General features: G+C 34.3%; 17 protein-coding genes. 12 read left to right on the forward strand and 5 right to left on the reverse strand.

Features of this window, described 5'->3' with window-relative positions:
• Positions 1 to 37: 37 nt before the first annotated feature.
• From NTX22_03120 to NTX22_03130, 3 genes are read right to left on the reverse strand one after another with little or no spacing between them, the layout of a single operon-like run.
• Positions 38 to 1,036, reverse strand: a complete 999-nt coding sequence (locus tag NTX22_03120) for a DUF4249 family protein (protein MCX6149498.1) — start codon at positions 1,034 to 1,036, stop codon at positions 38 to 40.
• A 43-nt stretch (positions 1,037 to 1,079) separates the two neighbouring features.
• Positions 1,080 to 2,084, reverse strand: a complete 1,005-nt coding sequence (locus NTX22_03125) for a DUF4249 family protein (GenBank protein MCX6149499.1) — start codon at positions 2,082 to 2,084, stop codon at positions 1,080 to 1,082.
• Positions 2,081 to 4,315 (reverse strand): TonB-dependent receptor, encoded by a 2,235-nt coding sequence (locus NTX22_03130; protein ID MCX6149500.1) that lies wholly within the window; start codon positions 4,313 to 4,315, stop codon positions 2,081 to 2,083. Before NTX22_03130 ends, NTX22_03125 begins: the two co-directional genes overlap by 4 nt.
• A gap of 227 nt (positions 4,316 to 4,542) precedes the next feature.
• On the opposite strand from NTX22_03130, the gene xylA reads away from it, so the two are divergent.
• The 4 genes from xylA to NTX22_03150 all read left to right on the forward strand — a co-directional run bounded on the left by xylA (position 4,543) and on the right by NTX22_03150 (position 9,800).
• Positions 4,543 to 5,877, forward strand: coding sequence for a xylose isomerase (xylA, locus tag NTX22_03135; protein ID MCX6149501.1), 1,335 nt, complete (start codon positions 4,543 to 4,545; stop codon positions 5,875 to 5,877).
• Between the two features lie 12 nt (positions 5,878 to 5,889).
• Entirely contained in the window at positions 5,890 to 6,981 is a 1,092-nt protein-coding gene (locus NTX22_03140) for a substrate-binding domain-containing protein (protein ID MCX6149502.1), read from the forward strand.
• A 99-nt stretch (positions 6,982 to 7,080) separates the two neighbouring features.
• Complete coding sequence (gene gguA, locus NTX22_03145) at positions 7,081 to 8,598, forward strand: sugar ABC transporter ATP-binding protein (protein MCX6149503.1); 1,518 nt, start codon at positions 7,081 to 7,083, stop codon at positions 8,596 to 8,598.
• The gene (locus NTX22_03150; protein ID MCX6149504.1) at positions 8,595 to 9,800 is read left to right on the forward strand and encodes a hypothetical protein; all 1,206 of its coding nucleotides are present in this window, start codon (positions 8,595 to 8,597) and stop codon (positions 9,798 to 9,800) included. Before gguA ends, NTX22_03150 begins: the two co-directional genes overlap by 4 nt.
• Positions 9,801 to 9,947: 147 nt before the next feature.
• Here the strand turns inward: NTX22_03150 and NTX22_03155 are convergent, their stop codons facing one another.
• Together NTX22_03155 and NTX22_03160 are read right to left on the reverse strand one after the other, a co-directional pair.
• Complete coding sequence (locus tag NTX22_03155; GenBank protein MCX6149505.1) at positions 9,948 to 11,180, reverse strand: aminotransferase class I/II-fold pyridoxal phosphate-dependent enzyme; 1,233 nt, start codon at positions 11,178 to 11,180, stop codon at positions 9,948 to 9,950.
• Positions 11,181 to 11,297: 117 nt separating this feature from the next.
• Positions 11,298 to 12,254 (reverse strand): L-threonine 3-dehydrogenase, encoded by a 957-nt coding sequence (locus tag NTX22_03160; protein ID MCX6149506.1) that lies wholly within the window; start codon positions 12,252 to 12,254, stop codon positions 11,298 to 11,300.
• A gap of 213 nt (positions 12,255 to 12,467) precedes the next feature.
• On the opposite strand from NTX22_03160, the gene NTX22_03165 reads away from it, so the two are divergent.
• The 8 genes from NTX22_03165 to NTX22_03200 all read left to right on the forward strand — a co-directional run bounded on the left by NTX22_03165 (position 12,468) and on the right by NTX22_03200 (position 23,217).
• Positions 12,468 to 12,875 carry a hypothetical protein gene (locus NTX22_03165; GenBank protein MCX6149507.1) on the forward strand — a complete coding sequence of 136 codons (408 nt, stop codon included), beginning with the start codon at positions 12,468 to 12,470 and terminating at the stop codon, positions 12,873 to 12,875.
• Positions 12,876 to 12,900: 25 nt separating this feature from the next.
• Positions 12,901 to 13,485 (forward strand): GNAT family N-acetyltransferase, encoded by a 585-nt coding sequence (locus tag NTX22_03170; GenBank protein ID MCX6149508.1) that lies wholly within the window; start codon positions 12,901 to 12,903, stop codon positions 13,483 to 13,485.
• Positions 13,486 to 13,511: 26 nt separating this feature from the next.
• Positions 13,512 to 14,141, forward strand: coding sequence for a pyridoxamine 5'-phosphate oxidase (gene pdxH / locus NTX22_03175; protein ID MCX6149509.1), 630 nt, complete (start codon positions 13,512 to 13,514; stop codon positions 14,139 to 14,141).
• A 305-nt stretch (positions 14,142 to 14,446) separates the two neighbouring features.
• A complete protein-coding gene (locus NTX22_03180; GenBank protein MCX6149510.1) occupies positions 14,447 to 17,584 on the forward strand; it encodes a fibronectin type III domain-containing protein in 3,138 nt (1,045 codons plus the stop codon).
• Positions 17,585 to 18,053: 469 nt separating this feature from the next.
• The gene (locus NTX22_03185) at positions 18,054 to 19,277 is read left to right on the forward strand and encodes a C40 family peptidase (protein ID MCX6149511.1); all 1,224 of its coding nucleotides are present in this window, start codon (positions 18,054 to 18,056) and stop codon (positions 19,275 to 19,277) included.
• The gene (locus tag NTX22_03190; protein MCX6149512.1) at positions 19,277 to 20,416 is read left to right on the forward strand and encodes a dipeptide epimerase; all 1,140 of its coding nucleotides are present in this window, start codon (positions 19,277 to 19,279) and stop codon (positions 20,414 to 20,416) included. Before NTX22_03185 ends, NTX22_03190 begins: the two co-directional genes overlap by 1 nt.
• 143 nt (positions 20,417 to 20,559) lie before the next feature.
• Complete coding sequence (locus NTX22_03195) at positions 20,560 to 21,546, forward strand: NAD(P)-binding domain-containing protein (GenBank protein ID MCX6149513.1); 987 nt, start codon at positions 20,560 to 20,562, stop codon at positions 21,544 to 21,546.
• A gap of 9 nt (positions 21,547 to 21,555) precedes the next feature.
• The gene (locus tag NTX22_03200) at positions 21,556 to 23,217 is read left to right on the forward strand and encodes a glycoside hydrolase family 9 protein (GenBank protein ID MCX6149514.1); all 1,662 of its coding nucleotides are present in this window, start codon (positions 21,556 to 21,558) and stop codon (positions 23,215 to 23,217) included.
• Positions 23,218 to 23,272: the final 55 nt, after the last annotated feature.

Genomic DNA, 23,272 nt, shown 5'->3' on the forward strand with positions numbered 1-23,272 from the left:
AAATAGATGAGGAGTTATTAAAAATTCACTCTTTTATTTATTTCCTCTTGTATCCAAATGATTGGACATATGCTCTTTCAACAACAAAAACCTGTCTATTAAGTAGAGAAGTTCCAAAAATTCCTATTCCACCGGATATGTTTGTAAAGACAGATTCATCTAACCTGATAGAATAATTATCCATGTATCCGTTAACACTTGAGTAATAATTGGAAAGGTTTTGATCAAATTCAAGCAATGTAAAATTGACCTCTCTAATTATATAATTAGATTTATTCGGATCACCCGCAGAAATTTGCGCCATAGCAGAATCAATCGCAGCAAAATCGTAACTAATTGAAGGTTCCCGGGTATTAGATGGATAAACCGGTTGATTACCTTGAGCATTTTTTATATACCTCATAGGTATTTCTTTAAAATGGAAATCCTCAACAGAATCCTTAATTATGCTGTATGATAAAATTAATTTTGGAAAGAATAGGTTCCCCTCTTTTGCATCCCACGAAATTATCCAGCTTTTCCCCCATCGCCATTGATCGATCAATGTAGTTATTCCGTGCACAAATGGATATGAATATTCAAACCCTTTAAGAGATGGAATTTTGGTTTTTGCTTCAAGTATTTTTCCATCCGGCAGTACTGCATTAATCTGTAGATTTGCATTCTGAGAAAAACCAAAACTTTTTGATTGCCGATAATAAATTTGTGGTAAATATGGCTCTGTATTGCTGCCTTGCAATGTGATGATCTGCCTACATTTGAAATTCAATTGTGCTACTGTAATCGAAACTTCAGCATTTGGAATTGGAGGTAACTCATGTATTTTTTGTAATGGTTTGTAACCAGGTAAATCATATAACTTTGTAAGAATTACATTAGCACCAGTTGGTAAGAATCTCTGTTCAAACTCAATTATACAGTATAAAACATTCTTGTCTTTCAAACTTTCTTTGGGATTAAAATCTTCCTCACAAGAAGTGATGACTAGTGAAAGAATAATTATTTCCAAAACCAAAAATATTTTTCTTTTCAACATAAATCCTGATTATAAAAATTAGAGTAAGGATTTATAAATAAATTTAATACTTCCTGCTGTAGCCAAAACTGGAGAGGTAAAGTCGATCAACAGAAAATATAACGGAATTCTTCATTGATACACCAAAAATACCAATACCACCATCAACATTTGAATAGACAGACTCATCAAGACGAATAGAGTAATTATCCATGAAGCCATTAGTGCTTGTGTAGTAATTAGAAAGTGGGCGGTCAAATTCAATAATCTCCAGGTCTATTTCTTTTATATAATAATCAGATTTTTTTGGATCACCGGCAGAGATCTGAGCCATTGCAGAATCAATTGCTGCATATTCAAAAGTAATATGAGGTTCTCTTGTTGGCTGCGGATTGATAGGGTAATATCCATTCGATCCTTTAGCATATTTTAATGGAATTTCCTTCACATAAAATTTTTCCAATGAATCTTTTATTGTGCTGTATCTAATCCTTAATCGTGGGATAAACAAATTGCCATCATTGGAATCCCAGGAAATCGTCCAATCATTTCCCCACAGCCACCTGTTCATAAGTGTAGTAATTCCATGTTTGAACTCAAACGAATATTCGAATGTAAGAAATTTGGGCAATCTGGTTTTTGCGGATAGAATTTTCCCATCAGGAAGTGCTGCTGATATGGAAAGATCCGCCCCCTGTGATAAGGACATAGCACCATTGGCTAACTTGTAATAAATCTCCGGCATATAAGGTTTAACACTTTTGCCTGTTAGCGTGTCTTCTAAAAAACTGTATCCGCTACCCATTCCGTTTACCTTCAAACGAATATTTGCTCCAGGGATTGATGGAGCAGTTTTACCATCGTTTGGTGGAATGTAAGCCGGGTTATCATAATTTTGTGTTAGCATTACAATTGGATTAACTGGCTGTAAAGTCTGCTCAACTTCTATAATACAATAAAGAATATTTCTTTCTTTAAAATCTTCTTTAGGACTAAAATTTTCTTCGCAGGAAAGATTTAATAATGATAGAATAGTCAGGATTAAAAACAATGAAAGAACTTTTTTCATAACTCAACTCTTAATGTTAATGATGGCAGGAATGTTAGCATATAAACTTTTTCACCTGTATCGCGATTGAAGTAGAAAATATTTTTCTGATTATAAACATTAGTTATACTTGCGCCAACTGTAACATCAGCCATAAACAGACGGAATTTATTTGTAACGCTTAAATCAAGCCTGTGGTAAACAGGAAGCCTTTTTGAATTTCTTTCTCCCCAGAATGTAACGGGTAAATAATCACCATATAAATAGTTTCCAGCCCAAACATCATTAATCTGAAGTCTGTCGTAAAATCCTGCAATTGGAGTGAACGGCATTCCGGAGCTTAATGTCCACGATGCGTTTGATTGCCAGCCTTCAGCAAAGCTGTAACCGGTAATTATATTTAAGGAATGTCGGGAATCGTACCTTGGAAAATATTTTACACCGTTTTTAATTTTGTAAGCCCAGCTTAATGCGTAATTTGTTTTAAAATAAAAGTTCACATCTTTATACTCAACAGAATATTCCAATCCGTAAGATTCGCCATTAACGTTTGTAAAATCAGCATCGCGCGAAGAATATTTTTCCTGGTTGATATCAATTAAATCGGTTATAAATTTATAATATCCTTCCAACTCCATAATAAAATTTTCTGAAAGATAAGTTTTTACACCTACAATAAAGTGGGTTGTTTCTGGCGATGAATTTTTATCGGGAATGATTACCCATGGCTCAAAAATAGAAATCAATTCGTTTTCATCAGAAAGAGTTGCAACCTCCTGGGAGTATCTGCCAATTGCAGCCTTAAGCGCAAGTGTTGGATTTGGTCTATAAGTAAAATTTAAACGCGGCTCAAAAAGGAATGGGCGATACTTTGTTAAAGCAAGCAGCTTGGCTCTTATTCCAATATCTAAACCAATCTGTTCAAACCGGTAAAATTTGTAGTTGAAATAAATATTCATGTCCCAGCCGCTTTTATCGAACTGGGTTTTTTGTCCAAACAGGTTTACAACATTTAATTTTGTTGACAAACCTTTATTCTGCATACCAAAAGCAATCTCATCACCACCTGGATACATGTATGTAAAATCCCAGTTGCTTGTTATATCCACAACTTTATTTGTACGCGGTTTTGCCTGACTGAAATTTGGAAGTACTTCTGCATCGAATCCACTGTAAGAAAGTGATATGACAGAAAAAAGAGGACTTGACCAGACCTTGTGCCAGTTAATTCCACCAATAACATTCCTGATAATGTAATCCTCTTTTAACGGATCATCATTTTTAATTTCATCCCTGCTCAGGAATCCGTGTGCAACAATTTTACTGTCTTTATCAATATTTGGATTACCATAATTTACTTTAAAGGAAAGATCATAAAAATCGAATGGCGCTTCTTTATCATTTAAATATTTTTTTAGGATTTTAGAATACCAGCTTTTTCTTGCGGTAACGATGAATGAACCATCCGGTATTGGTCCTTCAAAAGATGCTTTGCCGGTTAAGAAACTTGCATTTGCTGCAGCATGATAATTATTTCTATTTCCATCTTTTGTAACCACATTCAGTACAGATGAAAGTCTACCACCATAAATTGGTGGAAAACCGCCTTTGTTGAATTCCAGAATTGAAATCATTTCCGGATCAATCACACTAAAAATGCCAAGTGCATGAAAAGGATTATAAACCGTTGCACCATTTAGCAAAACCAAATTCTGATCACCACCTCCACCACGGACATAATATTTTGATGTAACATCACCGGTGGATCGAACTCCGGAAGTTGTTTGCAAATATCTGAAAATATCGCTCTCAACACCAGTGGGCATCATTTGAATATCCTTTGGAGTAATTCTATCCAAACCAAGATCAGCAGCGTTCTCTCTATCATATCTTTCACCTATTATTGACATTTCCTGAAGCTTTATACTTGTTGGTATAAGTATGATATCAAGCTGCGTAATTTTTTCTGAGTTAATTATAACCTCAAAATTTTTAGGTTTGTATCCAACGCAAGTAACAATTACTTTTTGTTTTCCTTCCGGAATTCCGGCAATGAGGTAATAACCTCTTGCATCAGTCGAGGCACCTTTGCCAGTCCCTTTAACAACAATAGTTGCGTAACTAATAACTTCTCCGCTAGTGGAATCTGTTACGAAACCCCGCAGATAACCTTTTCCGGCGGCGAAAATAGAAGGTTGATAAATTATAAATACAAACAAGAGGCAAGAGAGGATAGCTTTTTTTTTCTGCACAATAATTTTCCGTACAATATTAACTAAGTAAAAAATTTTCGTAAGAAAAATAACAATGTTGAGTATAGATAACAAACTTTCATTAAGAATATTTGAAAATGAATTTTAATTAAATTACTTTATCCATAAAGTTTTAGCAGAATTAGATTTTATCGATGGGAATGATCTTAAATATTGATTAACAGACGATTTTCTTAATTGATACAATTGAAATTGTAAGGAAATTTATGGCAGAAAATATATTAATTGGAAGTAAAGAATATTTCAAAGGAATTCCTAAAATAATTTTTGAAGGGAAAGATTCAAAAAATCATTTTGCATATAAGTATTATGATGAAGACAAAATTGTGGCTGGTAAAAAGATGAAGGATCATTTTCGATTTGCAGTTGCTTACTGGCATACCTTCTGCGGAAATGGCGATGATCCATTTGGATCTGGTACAAAAAATTTTTCCTGGAATCAATCCAAAGATCCAATACAGCACGCTAAAGATAAACTTGATGCTGCTTTTGAATTTTTTACTAAACTTGGCACTCCTTTCTACTGCTTTCACGATCTTGATTTAGTTGACGAAGGAAATTCTGTTATTGAAACTGAAAATCGTTTACGCATTGTTGTTGACTATGCAAAAGAAAAACAAAAATCCTGCGATGTTAAAGCTCTTTGGGGAACGGCAAATCTTTTTTCTAATCCGCGCTATATGAATGGGGCAGCAACAAATCCTGATTTTAATGTTGTTGCATTTGCAGCCGCACAGGTTAAAAACGCAATTGATGCAACAATAGAACTTGGTGGAAGCAATTACGTTTTCTGGGGAGGAAGAGAAGGTTATATGTCTTTACTAAATACAAATATGAAACGGGAAATCGAACACTTTGCAAAGTTTCTTCATCTTGCAAAAGATTACGGAAGAAGAAATGGATTTACCGGAACATTTCTGATTGAGCCGAAACCAATGGAGCCAATGAAGCATCAATATGATTTTGATTCGGCTACAGTTATTAATTTCCTTCGCGAGTTTGACCTGATGGAAGATTTTAAGTTGAACATTGAAGTTAACCATTCAACTTTAGCCAATCATACTTTTCAGCATGAGCTTCAGGTTGCCGCTAATGCTGGTATGCTTGGCAGTATTGATGCAAACAGAGGCGACTATCAAAATGGATGGGATACTGATCAGTTTGCAATTAATATTTACGAATTAACAGAAGCTATGCTTGTAATTCTTGAATCTGGTGGTTTTAAAAACGGCGGTGTTAACTTTGATGCAAAGACGAGAAGAAACTCAACTGATCTGGCAGATATTTTTTTTGCACATATCGGATCAATTGATTCGTTTGCCCGAGCATTATTAATAGCAAATAATATTCTTGAAAATTCAGATTACAGAAAAATGAGAAAGGCAAGATATTCTTCTTTTGATTCCGGCAGCGGAAAATCTTTTGAAGATGGAAAATTAACTCTTGAAAATCTTGGAAATTTTGCTTCTCAATCTGATGAAGCGGAAGTTAGAAGTGGCAAACAAGAATATTTTGAAAATATTATCAATCAATTTATTTAACGTGAGACTTTAATGAAATTATTTACACTAAAATTCGCATCAATATTTATTATCATTCTATTACTGTCAAGTAATGGTTGCAAAAAAAATGAAAATGATCAATCAAAAATGAAAATAAAAATTGGTTTCCTTATGGAAACATATGATCTGGATAGATGGATACGCGATGAGCAGGCATTCACTCAAAGAGCAAACAAGCTTGGCGGAGAAGTCTTTCGAGCAGTTGCTGATGGTGATCAGGATAGACAAAACAACCAGGCGGATGGATTTTTAACTAAAGGTGTTAATGCCCTGGTAGTTGTTCCAAGAAATCTTGGTACAGCAGCCAGAATAGTAAAAAGCGCACACGAAAAAAATGTTCCTGTCGTTGCTTATGATCGATTGATCCGCGACAGCGATGTTGATATGTATGTTACTTTTGATAATGAGAAAGTAGGTTACCTTCAGGCAAAAGGAATTTTGGAAAAAGTACCGGAAGGAAATTTTATTCTGCTTGGCGGAGCTGCCTCAGATAATAATGCCAGACTTCTACGCGCTGGACAGCTTCGTGCAATTAAGGAATATCAATCATCAACGAAAAAACAAATTAATATTCTTGCTGATCCATTTATGGATAACTGGGACCGGGATGACGCCAGAAGAAGAATCAGTTCTATGCTTACAATGTTCAAAGCACAGGGCAAAATTGTTAATGCAATTATCGCTTCTAACGATGCAACCGCCGGCGGAGTTGTTGCTGCATTAATGGCAGAACAAATGCAAGGAAAAATTGCTGTCTCCGGTCAGGATGCAGAACTTCAAGCCTGCCAGAGAATTGTTGAAGGAACTCAGGCGGTTACAATTTATAAACCTGTTAAACAATTAGCAGAAGTTTCTGCAGAAGTTGCAGTTGGTCTTGCGCTTGGAGAAAAACCGGAAGCAATTGCTAAACGCTTAGGATTTACTCTTCAAAAAATAAATAATGGTTATAAAGATGTTCCATCAATTTTTCTTGAACCTGTTTTCGTTACAAAAGATAACATAAATGAAACTGTTATAAAGGATGGTTGGCAAACATTGGAAAAAGTTTACTCAGGTTTGCCTAAAGATCAGTGGAAGAAATAATCTTTCGCAAAATAAAATCTTAACGTAGAAGAACATTATTTAATTTGACGTTTGACATTTTTCATCTGACCATTATTGTTTAACCAATTTAATATCAGTATGAATACAACTGGCCCATATCTTAAAATGTTCGGGATAACAAAAGAATTTCCCGGAGTTCTTGCACTGGAAAAAGTAACTCTCGAAATTTTTGAGGGAGAAATACACTCCATAGTTGGAGAGAATGGTGCTGGCAAATCTACACTTATAAAAATTCTTGGCGGTGTTTACCCAGCGCAATCTTATACAGGCAAAATTATTTTCCTGGAAAAGGAAATGCAATTCAGAACCATACGTGATTCTGAAAAAGCCGGCATTGCGGTTATCCACCAGGAATTAAACCTCGTTCCATATTTAACTATTACCGAAAATATTTTTCTTGGTAATGAATTAGTAAAATATGGCATTCTTGATCGTCACTCGATGATAAATGAAGCGCAAAAATTGCTCGATCAACTCGGACTTAATGTATCAGCAGAAACTGAAGTTTACAAATTAGGAATTGGGCAACAGCAATTAGTTGAAATCGTAAAAGCGCTTTACAAAAAAAGCAAAGTATTAATTCTTGATGAACCAACCGCTGCTTTATCAGTAACCGAATCCGAATTACTGTTTAAGATTTTGAAGAATCTAAAAGAGCAGGGAAATTCCATTGTTTTCATCTCACACAAGCTGGATGAAGTATTGAATATCTCTGATAGAATTTCTGTTTTGCGCGATGGTAAAAATGCGGGGAGCGATATAGTTAAAAACTGGGATCGTCAAAAACTTGTGCAAGCATTGGTTGGAAGAGACTTAACGGAGATGTTCCCATATCTATCAGTTAAGCACGGAGGAAAAATTCTGGAAATTGAAAACCTGTCAGTTGAAAACCCGGCAATTAAAGGAAAGAATTTATTGACTGATATTTCTTTTTTTGTAAATGAAGGTGAAGTGCTTGGTGTTTCCGGTTTGATGGGTGCAGGAAGAACTGAATTGCTTTTAACAATTTTCGGTAATCCACCAGGATTGGTTCTCAGTGGTAATATTAAAATTGATGGTAAAGAAATAGTGATAGATTCTCCTTTGGATGCAATTAAATACGGTTTAGCGCTGGTTCCCGAGGATAGAAAAAGTCTTGGGCTTGTTCTCGGAATGTCAATCATAGAAAATATTTCTCTTGTTCATCTGGAAAATTTTACAAAACTCGGTACGATTGATAATCAGGCTGAAGAAGTAAATTGCTCTTCAATTGCCGGGCAGTTAAATATCAAATCATCTTCGATGTATTCCGCTGCGGAAAGTTTATCGGGTGGTAACCAGCAGAAAATAGTTTTAGGAAAGTGGCTTCTTAAAGAGCCAAAGGTTTTTTTTCTGGATGAACCAACAAGAGGAATTGACATTGGTGCAAAAGTGGAAATCTATAAAATAATAAATCAGCTTAAGGAAAAAGGATTAGCGATTGTTGTGGTTTCCAGTGAATTACCTGAGTTGATAGGAATTTGTGATCGGATAATTATACTTAGAAGTGGCAGGATTACTGGAAATATTTCCAGGGACGAATTTACTCAAGAAAAAATTGCGGAGCTTTCAGTATGAAACTTGAAGTTAAAAATCTGAACATCAATTTCCGATTGTTAAGTATGGTAATCATCCTGATTGTAATGTGGATATTTTTCCGAATCCAGGTTGGTGAATTTTATTTTAATGGGGAAAGCATTGCTAAACTTAGCCGGGATATGGTGAGCTGGACGATATTGGCAGCTGGTGTTACTTTAGTTATTATTTCCGGTAACATCGATCTTTCCGTAGGTTCATTCCTTGCACTTATTGCAGCGTCGTGTGCATTATTGATTAATAAAGAAGGCGGTTATGGAATTCCAACTGAGTGGGCAGTTGTAATCGCACTTGTTATCGGGACATTTTTAGGATTTTTACAGGGAGTTTTAACTGCGTACTTCAAAATTCCTTCTTTTATTGTAACACTTGGTGGGCTATTTATTTTTAGAGGAATTACGCAGCAGCTCAGTGCGTTCGATCCACGTGTTCCTGATTCAAGCTGGATTGTTCAAATTGGTATTGGTTATATTCCTCCATTCGCTGGTTGGTTGATTGGTTTGGCAGCAGTTGCAGTAATTATTTTTCTTCAACTTAAGTCACGAATGAAAAAGAAGCGAATGAATATAAGCGAAGAAAAATTAATGTTTTTTATCCTTAAGATAATTTTCATTTCAGTATTGATTTTTCTTTTTATCTACAAAGTGAATGCGTATAAAGGTATTCCAAATCAAACTCTAATAATGTTCATCGTTTTAATTTTACTTTACTTCATTGCAAAACACACAGTCTTTGGAAGACATATTTATGCAATTGGTGGTAATGTGCAAGCCGCAAGGTTATCTGGAATTAAAGTTGAAAGAAAAATTGTAACTGTCTTTGCCTTGATGGGGTTACTAACCGGAATAGCTGGTGTTATTTGGATGGCTCAGAATCAGGGTTCAACAAAAAATGCCGGACAATTTTATGAACTGTATGCAATAGCTGCCGCAGTAATCGGTGGAACAAGTTTAATGGGTGGGAAGGGAACAATACTTGGGACTTTTCTTGGTGGATTGGTAATGGCAACTGTAATCCAGGGAATGGATTATTCCAATCTGGATAACTGGCTGCAGCTTGTTGTAAGAGGTGCAGTTTTAGTATTTGCTGTTGGTATTGATATCGCAACCAAAAATCCTCCTCGTTGGATGCAAAGACTTAGATTTAAATTTCAGAATCGGGGAATGCGGGAAACAGTTAATTAAACAGGCACCAAAACATAAGTACCAAACTCCAAATAAATAACAAATCCCAGTTTCTAAAAAAATATTTTTAGAAACTGGGATTTTGAATTTGTGTTTTGTTTATTATTCGTCATTTGGAATTTGGTAATTCCTTCACCAAAATAACAATTAAAATGATTTTTTAAATTTATCCAGAACTTCCAACGCATAATCAATATCATACTCTGTGTGGTCAGCAGAAATCTGAAAACGAATCTCTTCATCACCTTTAGGAACAACCGGAAAATTTAATCCTGTAGCAAGTATACCATTTTCAATCAAAAATTTTACGCAATCACTTGTTGTTTTTGTATCCCTTAACATCAATGGAACTACTGGATGCTCACTTTCGATAACTTCATAGCCAAGTTTTATCAAACCTTGTTCAAACTGTTTTTCTCTTGCCCGCATAAAATCCAAAAGCTCAATTCCTTTTGCCGAATCAACAATCTCGAGAGATTTCATGGCAGCACAAGCTTCAGCAGTGGTAATTGGATTTGAGTAAATGTACATCGGGGAAGATTCTCTGAAATACTCTACAAATTTGGCAGATGAAGTTACGTAACCACCGTTTACTCCAAATGCTTTACCAAGCGTTCCAATCAGAACATCAATCCCTTTTGCGTTTGTATATTCAACAGTTCCTCTGCCATATTTTCCAAATGCGCCAACACCATGCGAATCATCAACTATTGTAATAACACCTTCTTCAAATTCTTTATCAAATTTTTCAGCAATTGAAGAAATTATATCAAGTGGTGCATAATCACCGCGCATTGAAAAAATTCCATCGGAAATTATTAATAGTCGTTTACCTTGTCCAATTGTTTTCTTTATAATTTCTTCAAGATGATTCATATCCAGATGTTTATAAACTTCTTTTACTTTTGGGCGGGAAAGTTTAATTGCATTGATTATACAGTTATGGTTAAGTTCATCACTGATGACGATAGTTTCTGTATCTATCAATGATGAAATAACGCTCATAATTGTTGCATATGCTGAAGAGAATATCATCGCTGCTTCTCTTCCATGAAATTGAGAAAGTTTTTTTTCGAGGTCGATGTGTGGTTTATAAGTGCCGCTTATGAATCTTACAGCACCGGGACCTGCGCCATATTTTTTTGCAGCTTCTTCTTCGGCTTCAATAACTTCTTTCCTGAGAGACATTCCAAGGTAAGAATTGGAATTCATCCTTAGAAATTCTTTTTCGCCAAATCCTTCAATAAAAAACCGGGGACCTTTTTTACCTTCAGCTAATTTAATTCCGGTAACAACTTTCTCATTTCCTTTTGCAACACCTCTTGCTTTTAGATCAGCCACCTTATTTGCGAGAACTTTTTCTAATTTTTGAATCGGCATATTTTACTCCATACTTATTTCAATTATAAAAATAATGACAAAAAAATAGACATATTTATTTGAACTGATGTTTCCACTTCACTTCGTAATCCGTAACTCATAATCCGGAATTCAAAATTATATTTCCACACCGAGCTTAACAGCTAACTTTTCAAACATATCTTTTGTCATTGTATCAAGATCGTAATCTGGTTTCCAGCCCCATTCCTCGCGTGCAGCAGTGTCATCAAGTTTGTTAGGCCAGCTATCGGCAATGTTTTGTTTCATAGGATCAACTCTGTAATGCATCTGGAAATTAGGAATGTGTTTTCTAATTACGGTAGCCAAATCTTCCGGATTTATACTCATTGCCGTAATATTAAATGCGTTTCTGTGTTTCAGTTTTGTAGGATCAGCAAGCATTAACTCAATAGCTGCTTTAACTGCATCAGGCATATACATCATATCAAGCTGAGTTTGCGGACCAAGGTAACAGAAATATTTTTTGTGTTTAATTGCTTCGTAATAAATTTCTACAGCATAATCTGTTGTACCTCCACCGGGCAAAGTTTTATTAGAAATGATTCCAGGGTAACGAACACCACGTGTATCAACGCCAAATCTTTTATGGAAATAATCGCACAGAAGTTCTCCAGAAACTTTTGAAATTCCATAAATTGTTGTTGGGCGCTGGATTGTATCCTGCGGAGTATTATCAGGTGGCGTATTTGGACCGAAAGCAGCAATAGAACTTGGAACGAATACACTGCATTTATGTTCACGGGAAATTTCAAGTACATTATAAAGTCCATTCATATTTAAATTCCAGGCAAACTGAGGTTTTTCTTCAGCAGCAGCAGAAAGAACGGCAGCCAGATGATAGATAGTATCTACCTGGTATTTTTTAACAACTTCTGCAAGAGACCGGATGTCTGTGCAATCAACTATTTCAAAAGGACCATCATCCTGTGCTTCTTTTATTCTAAATCGAATATCTGTTGCAATTACGTTTTCAACTCCAAATTTTTCTCTTAAAGCAAAAACCAACTCTGAACCAATTTGTCCTAATGCCCCGATGACAAGAATCTTTTTCATTTTTCCTCCGGTTAATAGATGCTGGAAATAATTTATTTTATTTCAACGATTCTAAAATAAAAAAATAATTTCACATAACATTGAAAGAATGATTTTCATTCCTTGAATAAATTCGTTTTAGTAATAATTCAAAAATTTAAAACTACCAGATTGGTCTGTGGTTAATTTAAATTATTTTTTATAATTTATTTCTTGTAATAAGTTTTATTAAAAATGATTAAATCAAAACTTAAATATGTAACATTCGTTTTTTTAATCCTTCTGATTGTTGGATGCAGAAAGGAAACTCCGGTTGATGTTGATAATTTAGTAACTGATAATTCTAATGAATTTATTACGTTATCATCACCTCAATTTGGGCAAAAATATTCTCCCGGAAATAAATTGGCAATTAGATGGGAAACCACACCTGAAGTAAAAAAAGTAAACATTGATCTTTATAAAAAGAATGAGTTAAGAGGAGCAATTGCTCATCAAATTTCCAATCAGGGTTCCTTAGATTGGGATATACCTATTGATCTTACACAGTCTGTTCATTATAAAATTAAAATTTCCAGCAGCAGTAATTCTGACGTTTTTATATTTAGTGGTGTTTTCAGTATAATTGGTTCAGGTAAATAAAATATTTTAAGAACATTCGCTTAATATGAAAAGTAAAAAAACGGAATCAAACTCATTAACGTTTCTTCACCTCAATCCTTCTAACTGGAGTGACTTTGAAACTCTGTTTGGTGAACGCGGTGCTTGTGGCGGTTGCTGGTGTATGTCTTGGAGATTAAAAACATCTGAATACAAAAAGAATAAAGGAATTGGAAATAAAAAATTTATGATGGGACTTGTTGAAAAAAGTGAAGAAACCGGGTTAATCTTTTATATCAATGCCGAACCAATCGCTTGGTGTTCAGTTGCTCCGCGCAATAGTTTTATCAAACTAGAAAACTCCAGGGTTTTGAAAAGAATAGATGATAAACCGGTCTGGTCAATAGTTTGTTTGTTTATTAGAAAGGATTTTAGAAGAAAAGGATTGTCGGTAAAAATTCTAAATTGTGTTGTTGAATATTGCAAATCAAAAAAAGTTGAAATTTTAGAGGCATACCCCATTATTCCTTACTCCTCAAAAATACCTGATGCTTTTGCCTGGACAGGTTTTCTAACAGCTTATGAAAAAGCTGGATTTATTGAAGCAGCCAGAATAAGTCCTGCCAGACCAATTATGCGTTATTATTTATAACAATCCGGTAGTATTAAAACTTGAAGATGAATGACAAAACCATAAAATTACTTTCTTCACCTTTACTTGATGAAAATAATGTAAAATTAAATCCGTTCGATCAATTTGAAATTTGGATGCAAGATGCTACTAAAGCTAAAGTTTTTGTGCCTACCGCAATGACTTTAGCTACATCTACTAAAGAAGGAAAACCATCTGCAAGAATTGTTTTGTTAAAGAAAGTTGATGAAAGAGGTTTTATTTTTTTTACAAATTATCAGAGTAAGAAAGGGAAACAATTATCCGTAAATCCAAATGCTGCATTGGTATTTCATTGGAAGGAATTAGAAAGACAAATTAGAATTGAGGGATCAGTTAGAAAAATTTTACTTCAAGAATCAGACGAATATTTTAATAGCAGACCATTATTAAGCAGAATTAGTTCTATAATTTCACCACAAAGTGAAATTGTACCGGACAGAAATTGGTTAGTAAAGCATTTTAAAGAAAAAGAATTTGAATCAATTGATAGATTAGTTCGACCACAAAATTGGGGAGGATACTGTCTAAAACCCACAGCAATTGAATTTTGGCAGGGAGGGATAAATCGTCTACATGATAGAATTTTATATAAAAAACAAAAATCTGGCTGGAAAATTGTACGGTTAGCCCCCTAAAAATAATTCTAAATATTTTTCAAAAAACCATTGACAACAGTTTAGATTTAATCTATATTGCTCGTGAGGTTAAATAAACATTAATTTTTTTAATGACCAAAGGGGGTCACATGAAAATTTTAAAGAAACTTACTGTTTCTTGTGCTTCTATTTTATATTCCGTATTTAAATACGAGAATCCAAATCCATTCATTTCTGAGAACCGATCGCCATAGAAATCAATTTTTATATCGTTGATGATTATTCTAAATCATCATCTGTTTTAGTATTTAAAAAAGTTTAAAAATTGTAAAGGAGAAAATGTAATGAAAATAAAAAATTTACTTTTAACATTTGTCAGCCTAATATTTCTGACGATAAATTATGTGAGTGCACAACCAGCGCCGATAACACCAACCAGTGGTGCACCTGGTGTTTCTCTTACTCCTTCATTTACGTGGCAAGACTACGCACCACCAGGAAATAATTATGATTGGTCGATCTGGACAGATGTTTATACCAATCCTGGGGCAACAATGTTGGATATCAAAACTAATATTACTAATAGTACAACTTATGGTGGTGCTACAGCATTAACAAATAACACAACTTATTACTGGTATGTTCAAGACCACGTCACCCCAACATTGTATGGACCTTATACTTTCACAACAATCGTTGCAACCCCAAGCTTGTTAACTCCTGGTGTTGCCGCTGCTGGAGTGGCTGTTTCAGGAACAAATTTAATATGGGATCCATTAGCCGCTAATACAGCTGGTGTTACACTGAATGTCCAATATCAAGTGAATGGAGCTGGTGCTTGGACAGATGTACCATTTGCAGATCCAACAACCACTTCATGTCTATTACCTATTCTTTTATATAACACACAATATAATTGGCAAGTACAAGCTATTGGACCAAATGAAACTACAACTTCAATTCCTCGTTCATTTACAACATTAATGCTACCTGCGCCTGCGTTAACAACACCAGCCACTACTTTAAGTGGTATTTCAATATTGCCATATTTTGAATGGACATGGTCTGGTTTTGGTGCGGTAACATATGACTTAACTATTTATGAGTCTGATGGCATTTCTGTAGTGACAACTAAAACTATCATTACTGAAAAACATTATCAGTTCCTTGAAACTGACTTTGTATTATCAAATAACCATAATTACAAATGGAAGGTTACTGTTAGACAAGGAACTAATGAAAGATCTTCCACTCTTTCAGAATTTAAGACAACTGTTTCTGCTGTTGCTTCACTTAGCAATCCCGGAAGTGGAATCGTATATACTTACGCCCCAGTTTTTTTCTCATGGTATCTTAGCACGTCAGTTGGTTCATTAACTTTTGAGTTACAATATGTTAAGGACGCTGCGAGTAGCGGAACTCCAGATGCAAGTGATTGGGCAAATGTTGCAATCACAACAACTGTTCCTTGCAATAGTGATTTAACTAATAATGATCAAACGTTGGATTCCGGTACGAAATATTGGTGGAGAATAATTACTTTTAGAGATGGAGAAGTAGTTTCGTATGCAACAGCAAGATCATTTACAACAAGTGGTGGTGCTACAATTGCAAAAGCAATACCGTCCTGGCCAATTGGCGGAGCTGGAACTAAAGTATATACTAATACTCCAACATTTTATTGGTATACAAATAGTGGCGACCTTACTGATATTTCATTTGATTTGTTAATTGATCAACACAGCGGCGATTTAGATGTTGGTAGTGAAGTGCATGTAGTAAATATATCGGATCTAAGTTATACTTTGGACGGAACAGCCGGTCAACTATTGCTACCTGGAACGGTATATTATTGGAAAGTAAAAACTTATTATAAACGAGGGGTCGTAGGAATAGAACGAACATATACTCCTACGGCATATGCTTCATTCAAAACAAATGGAGAAGGAACAGTACTAACACCAATCTTATCATACCCAACTGGTAGTGTGACTGTTTATACAGAAACTCCAACGTTATACTGGTACCTTGGTGGATTAAGTGATGGATTAACTTTTGAGGTTTCGATTAATGGACAATTTTATACAACAACAGATTTGTATTTGGATTTATCAACAGTTACAACATCAGCAGGTTTAACCGGAGGGGGCATATATTCCTGGACAGTGAGAGCATATAACGGTAGCGGCGGAACGATAACTTCTGCACCAGCATCATTTAAAATTGCTGGGGGAACAACACAAGGCAAACCAATCGCTTCATGGCCTATTGGAAATCATCCTACTGTTTACACAACAACACCAACATTATATTGGTATGTTTCAGGTTCTACCCTGGGGCTGGATGGGTATAGAGTTGCTTGGTCACAAGCAACAATCGCTCCCAATGCTGCTTGGTCAGCTGTTGTAACTTATGAAAATATTACAGACCTTTCACAGATGAGTTGCAATACATTCACTGGAAATTATGGTGAATCTTGGCATTGGGCAGTGGCTTCTTACATAGGCGGAAGTTTTTCTACATGGTCAACTGGTGAATTCACAATAGCAGGTACAACCGGGTCAATAGTTCCGGTTGCCTCCTATCCAAAAGGTGGTGTAACAATCTATTCAATTTCAGCAACATTGTCCTGGTATGTAAATGGATCAACCACTGGTATCGATCATTACAGAGTTGTATATAGTCGAAGATCAGATATGGATGAATCAGATGTTACAAATACTTTCCACGCAGAACCAACTGATCAATATCTTGATGTAACTGATTTAGTTCCAGGTGCTACATATTATTGGAAAGTTGCGTCGCATAACGGTACGGGTTTATCAGCATATTCAAATCCCACTGCAATATTTGTTGTTGCACCGACTGCAAGTGCGAGTGTTGTAGTTCCTTTAGTTGGGAGTCCTAACCATGGTGTTGGTATTCCTACAACTTCACCTATGTTATCTTGGGTAATTCCAACCCAAACTTCAACACAATTGAACTATGAAATACAATATTCAAAACAACAAGATATGAGCGATGCAATAACAGTCAACGGAATTAAGAGCCCATCTCAAATTGTATCTGATTTGTCAGCAAATCAAGAATACTACTGGAGAGTTCGTTCCGTAAATGATAAAGGAGAGGCATCAGCTTATTCTGAAGCTGGTAAATTTGTAGTTAGTTCAGTAACTGCAGTTGAGGATAAAGAAGTAATTCCGACTAAATTTAATTTATCACAGAATTATCCTAATCCTTTCAATCCGGCAACTACAATCAGGTTTGCGTTACCAGAAGCTTCCCCTGTAATAGTAAAAATATTTAATATTCTGGGTAAGGAAGTGAAAACATTAGTTAATGAAAATATGCAAGCTGGTAATCATTTAGTGGTTTGGAATGGAGATGATGAATCCGGAAAGACATTGCCAAGTGGAACTTATATATACAGAATAACAGCGGGCAATAACTCTCAGAATAGAAAAATGGTTTTATTAAAGTAATTTATCTTTTGTTGTGCCGGGAATATTATTCCCGGCATATTATTTTCCAAAATGTTCTAAAGAAATCAATTTAATTTTTGGGAGAAAATATGACGAAAGCAACAAGTTTATTTTTTACAGTTTTATTTATTGTAACAATAGCTTTAGCATTGTTATCTTGCCAGATTTATATTTTGCAATAATAATTCAGCAGCTTTTTTGTATAAAATTATTTCATAATCATGCCCCTTATTTTAGGGGCTTTAGTATTCAATGATAATAAACAAATAATTTTAGAAGGATTAAATCAAACAAAAAGTAAAAAGAATTAAATTACTGTTACGAATAATGAATGATAATTTTTAAATCATTCCCTAAAACTTTATACTTCACAAAACTTAATTGTCAATTCCATAATTTTCATTATTTCTATTTTCAATTTCTCATTATTTAATTAAATTAGTTCTGAATAAATTAAGAATAATCCAAAATGAAATTCTTTTCGGCAAAAACAGTCTTCCTTTTTATTTTTCAATCATTAATTCTAAACTTAACCATAAATCAACTTATGAAAAGTCAGGATAAGGAAAAAGAAATCCAGGGTATAATTGAACAGGTTAAATCCAAATACGCACCAGACAAACGGGTAGCAATTTTTAATATTTCTCATACTCAAAAAGAAAATGAAATAATATTAAAAGGTGAAACTAATTTGCCCATCATTAAAACCGATTTGAAGCAAAAGCTGGATGAACTAAAATATAAAGTTAAGGATTCCATAAAGATTCTTCCGGCAAAAGATCTTGGAGAAAAAATATTTGGTGTTATTAACATTTCCGTTGCCAATATTAGAACCAAGCCTAACCATCCAGAGGAATTAGCTACTCAAGCATTATTGGGAACACCTGTGAAGGTATATAAAAAATTACATGATGGTTGGTATTTGATTCAAACCCCTGATGATTATATAGCCTGGGCAGAAGATGATGCGGTTCAGTTGATGAACAAAATTGAATATGAGGATTGGATTAAATCCAATAAAATTATTTTTAACGTTAACTACGGAGTTTCATATTTAGAAGCGAATGAAAATTCCCAGATTGTTTCTGATTTAGTTAGAGGTGATCTTTTAAAAATCCTTGATGAAAGGAATGGTTTTTTTAAAGTTGAATATCCTGATAAACGAACTGCATTTGTTCCGGCTAAAAATTGCCAACGATTTGATCAATGGTTAAATAATCTGGATATTAATGAAAGTAACATTGTTCAAACTGCAAAAACTTTTATGGGAATTCCATATTTGTGGGGCGGTACTTCAATGAAGGGAGTTGATTGCAGCGGATTTACAAAATCGGTTTATTACTTAAACGGAATTTTGTTGCCACGCGATGCATCGCAGCAAGTTAATGTTGGAGAACTAGTTTCCGATCAAATTGATTTTGCGAAATTTAAACCTGGAGATTTACTTTTTTTTGGCACTAAAGCTAACAATGGTAAAAAAGAAAAAGCTTCGCATGTTGGTATTTATATAGGTGATGGTAAGTTCATTCACTCATCTGGTTTTGTAAGAATAAATAGCCTGGATAAAAACAGTAAGGATTTCAGTCCTCGCAGATTTAGCACATTTCTGCGTGCTAAAAGGATACTAACTTCACTGGATAAAAATGGAGTTTACCTGCTAAAAAATCAAAAAGTTTACAACGAGGTTAATTAATGAATCAGAGCAGAAGAAATTTTTTAAAAACTACCGGTGTTTTAACCGGATCAACATTATTTGCCGGTTATCCTAAAAATATTTTTGCCAATAATAATAACAACAATATGAAATCAGGAAAATTAAAACTCACGTTCAAACCTTACACTCTCGAACTAAAACATGTATTTACAATTGCAAAAAGCTCCCGCACTACTACACCTGTTATGCTTACCGAAATTGATTATAATGGAATAGTCGGTTATGGTGAAGCTTCTATGCCACCATACCTCGGAGAAAATCAGGATACAGCTTCGGCTTTTCTATCAAAAATTGATTTAAGCAAATTTGAAAATCCTTTTGAACTGGAAAACATACTTAATTATATTGATTCAATTATGGAAGGAAACAAAGCAGCAAAAGCATCAGTTGATATAGCTATGCACGATTTGGTTGGCAAGCTTTTGAACCAGCCCTGGTATAACATTTGGGGCTTTGATGAAACGAAAACTCCTTACACTTCGTTTACTATTGGTATTGATACTGAAGAGGTAGTAAGGCAAAAAACTAAAGAAGCTTCTGAATTTAAAATACTTAAAGTAAAACTTGGTAGAGACACCGATAAAATGATGATTGAAACTATTCGTTCTGTTACAGATACTCCAATTACAGTTGATGTAAACGAAGGCTGGAAAGATAAAAATTTTGCCCTGGAAATGATTCATTGGTTGAGAGAAAAGAACTGTCTTTTTGTTGAACAGCCGATGCCTAAAACACAGATAGATGATATGGCTTGGTTGACAGAAAATAGTCCTCTTCCAACAATTGGAGATGAAGCTGTTCAAAGGCTTGCAGATGTAAACAAAGCTCACGGGATTTATTCTGGAATTAATATAAAGCTGATGAAAAGTACCGGAATGCGTGAAGCTTATAAAATGTTATTACTTGCCCGCTCACTGGGAATGAAAGTAATGATTGGTTGTATGACTGAAACTTCCTGTGCAATTTCTGCGGCATCTCAACTTTCACCAATGGTTGATTGGGCTGATCTTGATGGTGCACTTCTTATAAATAATGATATATTTGATGGAACGAAAGTTATCGATGGAAAAGTAACTTTAACAAACAAACCCGGTATTGGTGTAACAAAAAAGATTTGAAATTAATATTCAATTAAATTAGCAAATAGGTTATCGATCAATCTTGATTTATTATTCTTAACTTAAAAATACTTTTTAAGTTTTCACATTCATCATTTTTATTAATCTCTCAGGAATTAATTTAAAGTAAAGAAAGTTAAATTATGTATGAAATAATTATTATTGGTGCGGGACCCGCTGGAATTAGTATGGCTGCAGAAAGCAGAGTTGCCGGAGTTGAAAAAGAAAATGTTCTAATCATCGAAAAAGCTAATGAACACTCTTTTTCTATTAAAAAATATTATCCGGATAAAAAAGTAGTTACTGCCAATTACAAAGGATTTGAAGTAGTTTGCACAGGAACAATGTGCATAACTGATTTAACAAAAACTGAAACAATATCTTACCTGGATAAATCCATTGCTGAATTTGATTTAAATGTTCATTACAGTGAAACAGTTTGGAAGATTCATCAATCAAAAGGCGAGCAAAGGTTTTCCATTTATACTGATAAAGGTGCATATGACACGAAAGTTGTTGCCATTGCAATCGGAATTTTAGGCAAACCAAATAAACCAGCATATAAATTACCTATCACATTAAAAGAAAAAATTCTATTTGATATTACTTCAGTAGAAATAAAAAACTCTAAAGTTTTAGTTGTTGGTGGTGGGGATTCTGCTTCGGAATATTGTCAATTCCTTTCGCAGGATGATAATGCTGTTTATCTTAGTTACCGTGGTGATGAATTTACAAGAATGAATGATATAAATAAAAAATCTATACTGGCATTAAAACAAAGAAAACTAGTTAAAATATTATATAGTTCTAACATTGCAGAAGTAACTGATATTTCTGGTAAATCAGTTGTTAAATTTGAAGAAAAAAAATATTTAAGTGAACAGTTTGATTACATCGTTTATGCCCTGGGTGGCACAACGCCGCACAATTTTTTAAAAATGATTGGAATTGAATTTAATGGTGAAGAACCAATTCTAAAAAAAGGTTACGAAACCAATGTACCTGGCATGTTTCTTATAGGTGATTTAAGCGCTGGTAATAAAGGCGGATCAATTATCTGGGCATTTAATTCTGCAAATACTGCAATGAAACACATTTGCGAAAAATATCTTGGTAGAAGTTCCAATTAATCCGAAATAATGAAAGATAACATAAAACAAAAATTATTCTTCCTATCCTTTCTATCACTCTTTTTGTTGAGTGGGCACGATATATCTTCAGCAGAAATTTTTATTAGAGTAAACCAGGTTGGTTTCCTTCCTAAGGATTTAAAAACAGCAATTGTTTTATCCAATATGGATTTACTTAATCAACCGTTTTCAATCTGTAATGCTGAAGGTAAGGTTGTACTAAAAGACAAAATGGGAGAAAGCTCAGGCATATTCGGATCTTTTAATTATTCATATCAAATCAATTTTTCTATGGTTAAAAAACCTGGGAAGTACTTTATAGAAATTGAAACTACTAAATCTTTTACCTTTGAAATTGGGGAAGGAATTTATAATAGAGTAGTTGATTCCTTAATGTTATTTTTTAAAGTACAACGCTGCGGATATACAAACCCATTGCTCCACAAAGTTTGTCATCCTTTTGATGCTACAAGTATTATTGATAATGGCAAAGTAATAAATGAAAAACCTGATGTTACCGGTGGATGGCATGATGCTGGCGATTATGTGAAGTTTTTAAATACCACTGCATACGCTACTTATATTTTGATTTTTGCTTACGAGTTTGATCCACAAAAATTTGGGTTTGATAATGATAAAAATGGTGTACCTGATATTTTAGAAGAAGCTAAAATTGGGTTGGATTGGCTTTTAAGATTGAATTATAAGAATCAGAAATTTATTACACAGGTGCAGGATAATAGAGATCATGCGCAAGGTTGGCGAAAACCAGAAGATGATCAACTGGCAACAGATAGACCGGCATTTTTAGGTATTGGAAAAAATTTAATTGGGATTTATTCCGCCACTATGGCATTGGCTGCCCGCACCTGGAATTCAAAAATTAAATTCCCAGAATTCGCTAACCTCTGTTTGACTGCAGCAGAAAATTTTTATTCAATAAGAAATGAAGTTCCTGATTTAGACACATCAACTATTGCTTATCGAGATGCAAAATTTTTTGGCAAGCTTGGAATTGGTGCGATGGAACTTTATCTTACAACTCAAAATCCAAAATATTTGAAGGATGCAAAAATTCTGGCAGATTCAACAAACCCAGATTTTTGGTGGAGTTGGGGAGATATTAATTCTATCCTGTACTATCGATTGGCAAAAGAAGATTCCAAGTTTCAGAATCATCTTTTAAGCACATTAAATCATTTTGACAAATTAAAAGATAAAAAATTGTTTAACGAAGCTGTGAATGATAGCTGGGGATCCAATACTGCATTATTAGGTGTGGCTTTGCAATCAATATTATGGAAGAAATTATCCTACAGCAACCAATTTGATTCCTTGCTTATTTTACAAAGAGATTTTATATTTGGTCGCAATCAATGGGGTGTTAGTTTTGTTTATAATATTGGTAAAGAGTACTCACATAATTTCCATTCTCAATTTGCCTTTTTTAATAATGGCTATCTTCCAGGTGCTGTATCTGCAGGTCCCGTTAGCAAACAAAATTTTTCTAAATATAAAATTAAATTTGAGTCCGATGATAGATTCCAAAAATTTCAAACGGCAGATGCAGTTTACTATGATGACCGAATAGATTTTGTAACAAATGAACCTACAATTACAACAAATGCTACTGCTGTTTTTGTAGTCGGCTGGTTTTCAAAGCAAAATTGACTTAATTGTAATTAAAAATCACTATGTGTTATATTGGATCAAAGTAAATAAATTT

It is taken from the genome of Ignavibacteriales bacterium (assembly GCA_026390815.1).
Taxonomy (GTDB): domain Bacteria; phylum Bacteroidota; class Ignavibacteria; order Ignavibacteriales; family SURF-24; genus JAPLFH01.

Excerpts from the sequence above, each read along its gene's own strand:
- NTX22_03120 (MCX6149498.1), bottom strand. The coding sequence starts at position 1,036 with ATGTTGAAAAGAAAAATATTTTTGGTTTTGGAAATAATTATTCTTTCA.
- NTX22_03125 (MCX6149499.1), bottom strand. The coding sequence starts at position 2,084 with ATGAAAAAAGTTCTTTCATTGTTTTTAATCCTGACTATTCTATCATTA.
- xylA (MCX6149501.1), top strand. The coding sequence starts at position 4,543 with ATGGCAGAAAATATATTAATTGGAAGTAAAGAATATTTCAAAGGAATT.
- NTX22_03140 (MCX6149502.1), top strand. The coding sequence starts at position 5,890 with ATGAAATTATTTACACTAAAATTCGCATCAATATTTATTATCATTCTA.
- gguA (MCX6149503.1), top strand. The coding sequence starts at position 7,081 with ATGAATACAACTGGCCCATATCTTAAAATGTTCGGGATAACAAAAGAA.
- NTX22_03150 (MCX6149504.1), top strand. The coding sequence starts at position 8,595 with ATGAAACTTGAAGTTAAAAATCTGAACATCAATTTCCGATTGTTAAGT.
- NTX22_03155 (MCX6149505.1), bottom strand. The coding sequence starts at position 11,180 with ATGCCGATTCAAAAATTAGAAAAAGTTCTCGCAAATAAGGTGGCTGAT.
- NTX22_03160 (MCX6149506.1), bottom strand. The coding sequence starts at position 12,254 with ATGAAAAAGATTCTTGTCATCGGGGCATTAGGACAAATTGGTTCAGAG.
- NTX22_03165 (MCX6149507.1), top strand. The coding sequence starts at position 12,468 with ATGATTAAATCAAAACTTAAATATGTAACATTCGTTTTTTTAATCCTT.
- NTX22_03170 (MCX6149508.1), top strand. The coding sequence starts at position 12,901 with ATGAAAAGTAAAAAAACGGAATCAAACTCATTAACGTTTCTTCACCTC.
- pdxH (MCX6149509.1), top strand. The coding sequence starts at position 13,512 with ATGAATGACAAAACCATAAAATTACTTTCTTCACCTTTACTTGATGAA.
- NTX22_03180 (MCX6149510.1), top strand. The coding sequence starts at position 14,447 with ATGAAAATAAAAAATTTACTTTTAACATTTGTCAGCCTAATATTTCTG.
- NTX22_03185 (MCX6149511.1), top strand. The coding sequence starts at position 18,054 with ATGAAATTCTTTTCGGCAAAAACAGTCTTCCTTTTTATTTTTCAATCA.
- NTX22_03190 (MCX6149512.1), top strand. The coding sequence starts at position 19,277 with ATGAATCAGAGCAGAAGAAATTTTTTAAAAACTACCGGTGTTTTAACC.
- NTX22_03195 (MCX6149513.1), top strand. The coding sequence starts at position 20,560 with ATGTATGAAATAATTATTATTGGTGCGGGACCCGCTGGAATTAGTATG.
- NTX22_03200 (MCX6149514.1), top strand. The coding sequence starts at position 21,556 with ATGAAAGATAACATAAAACAAAAATTATTCTTCCTATCCTTTCTATCA.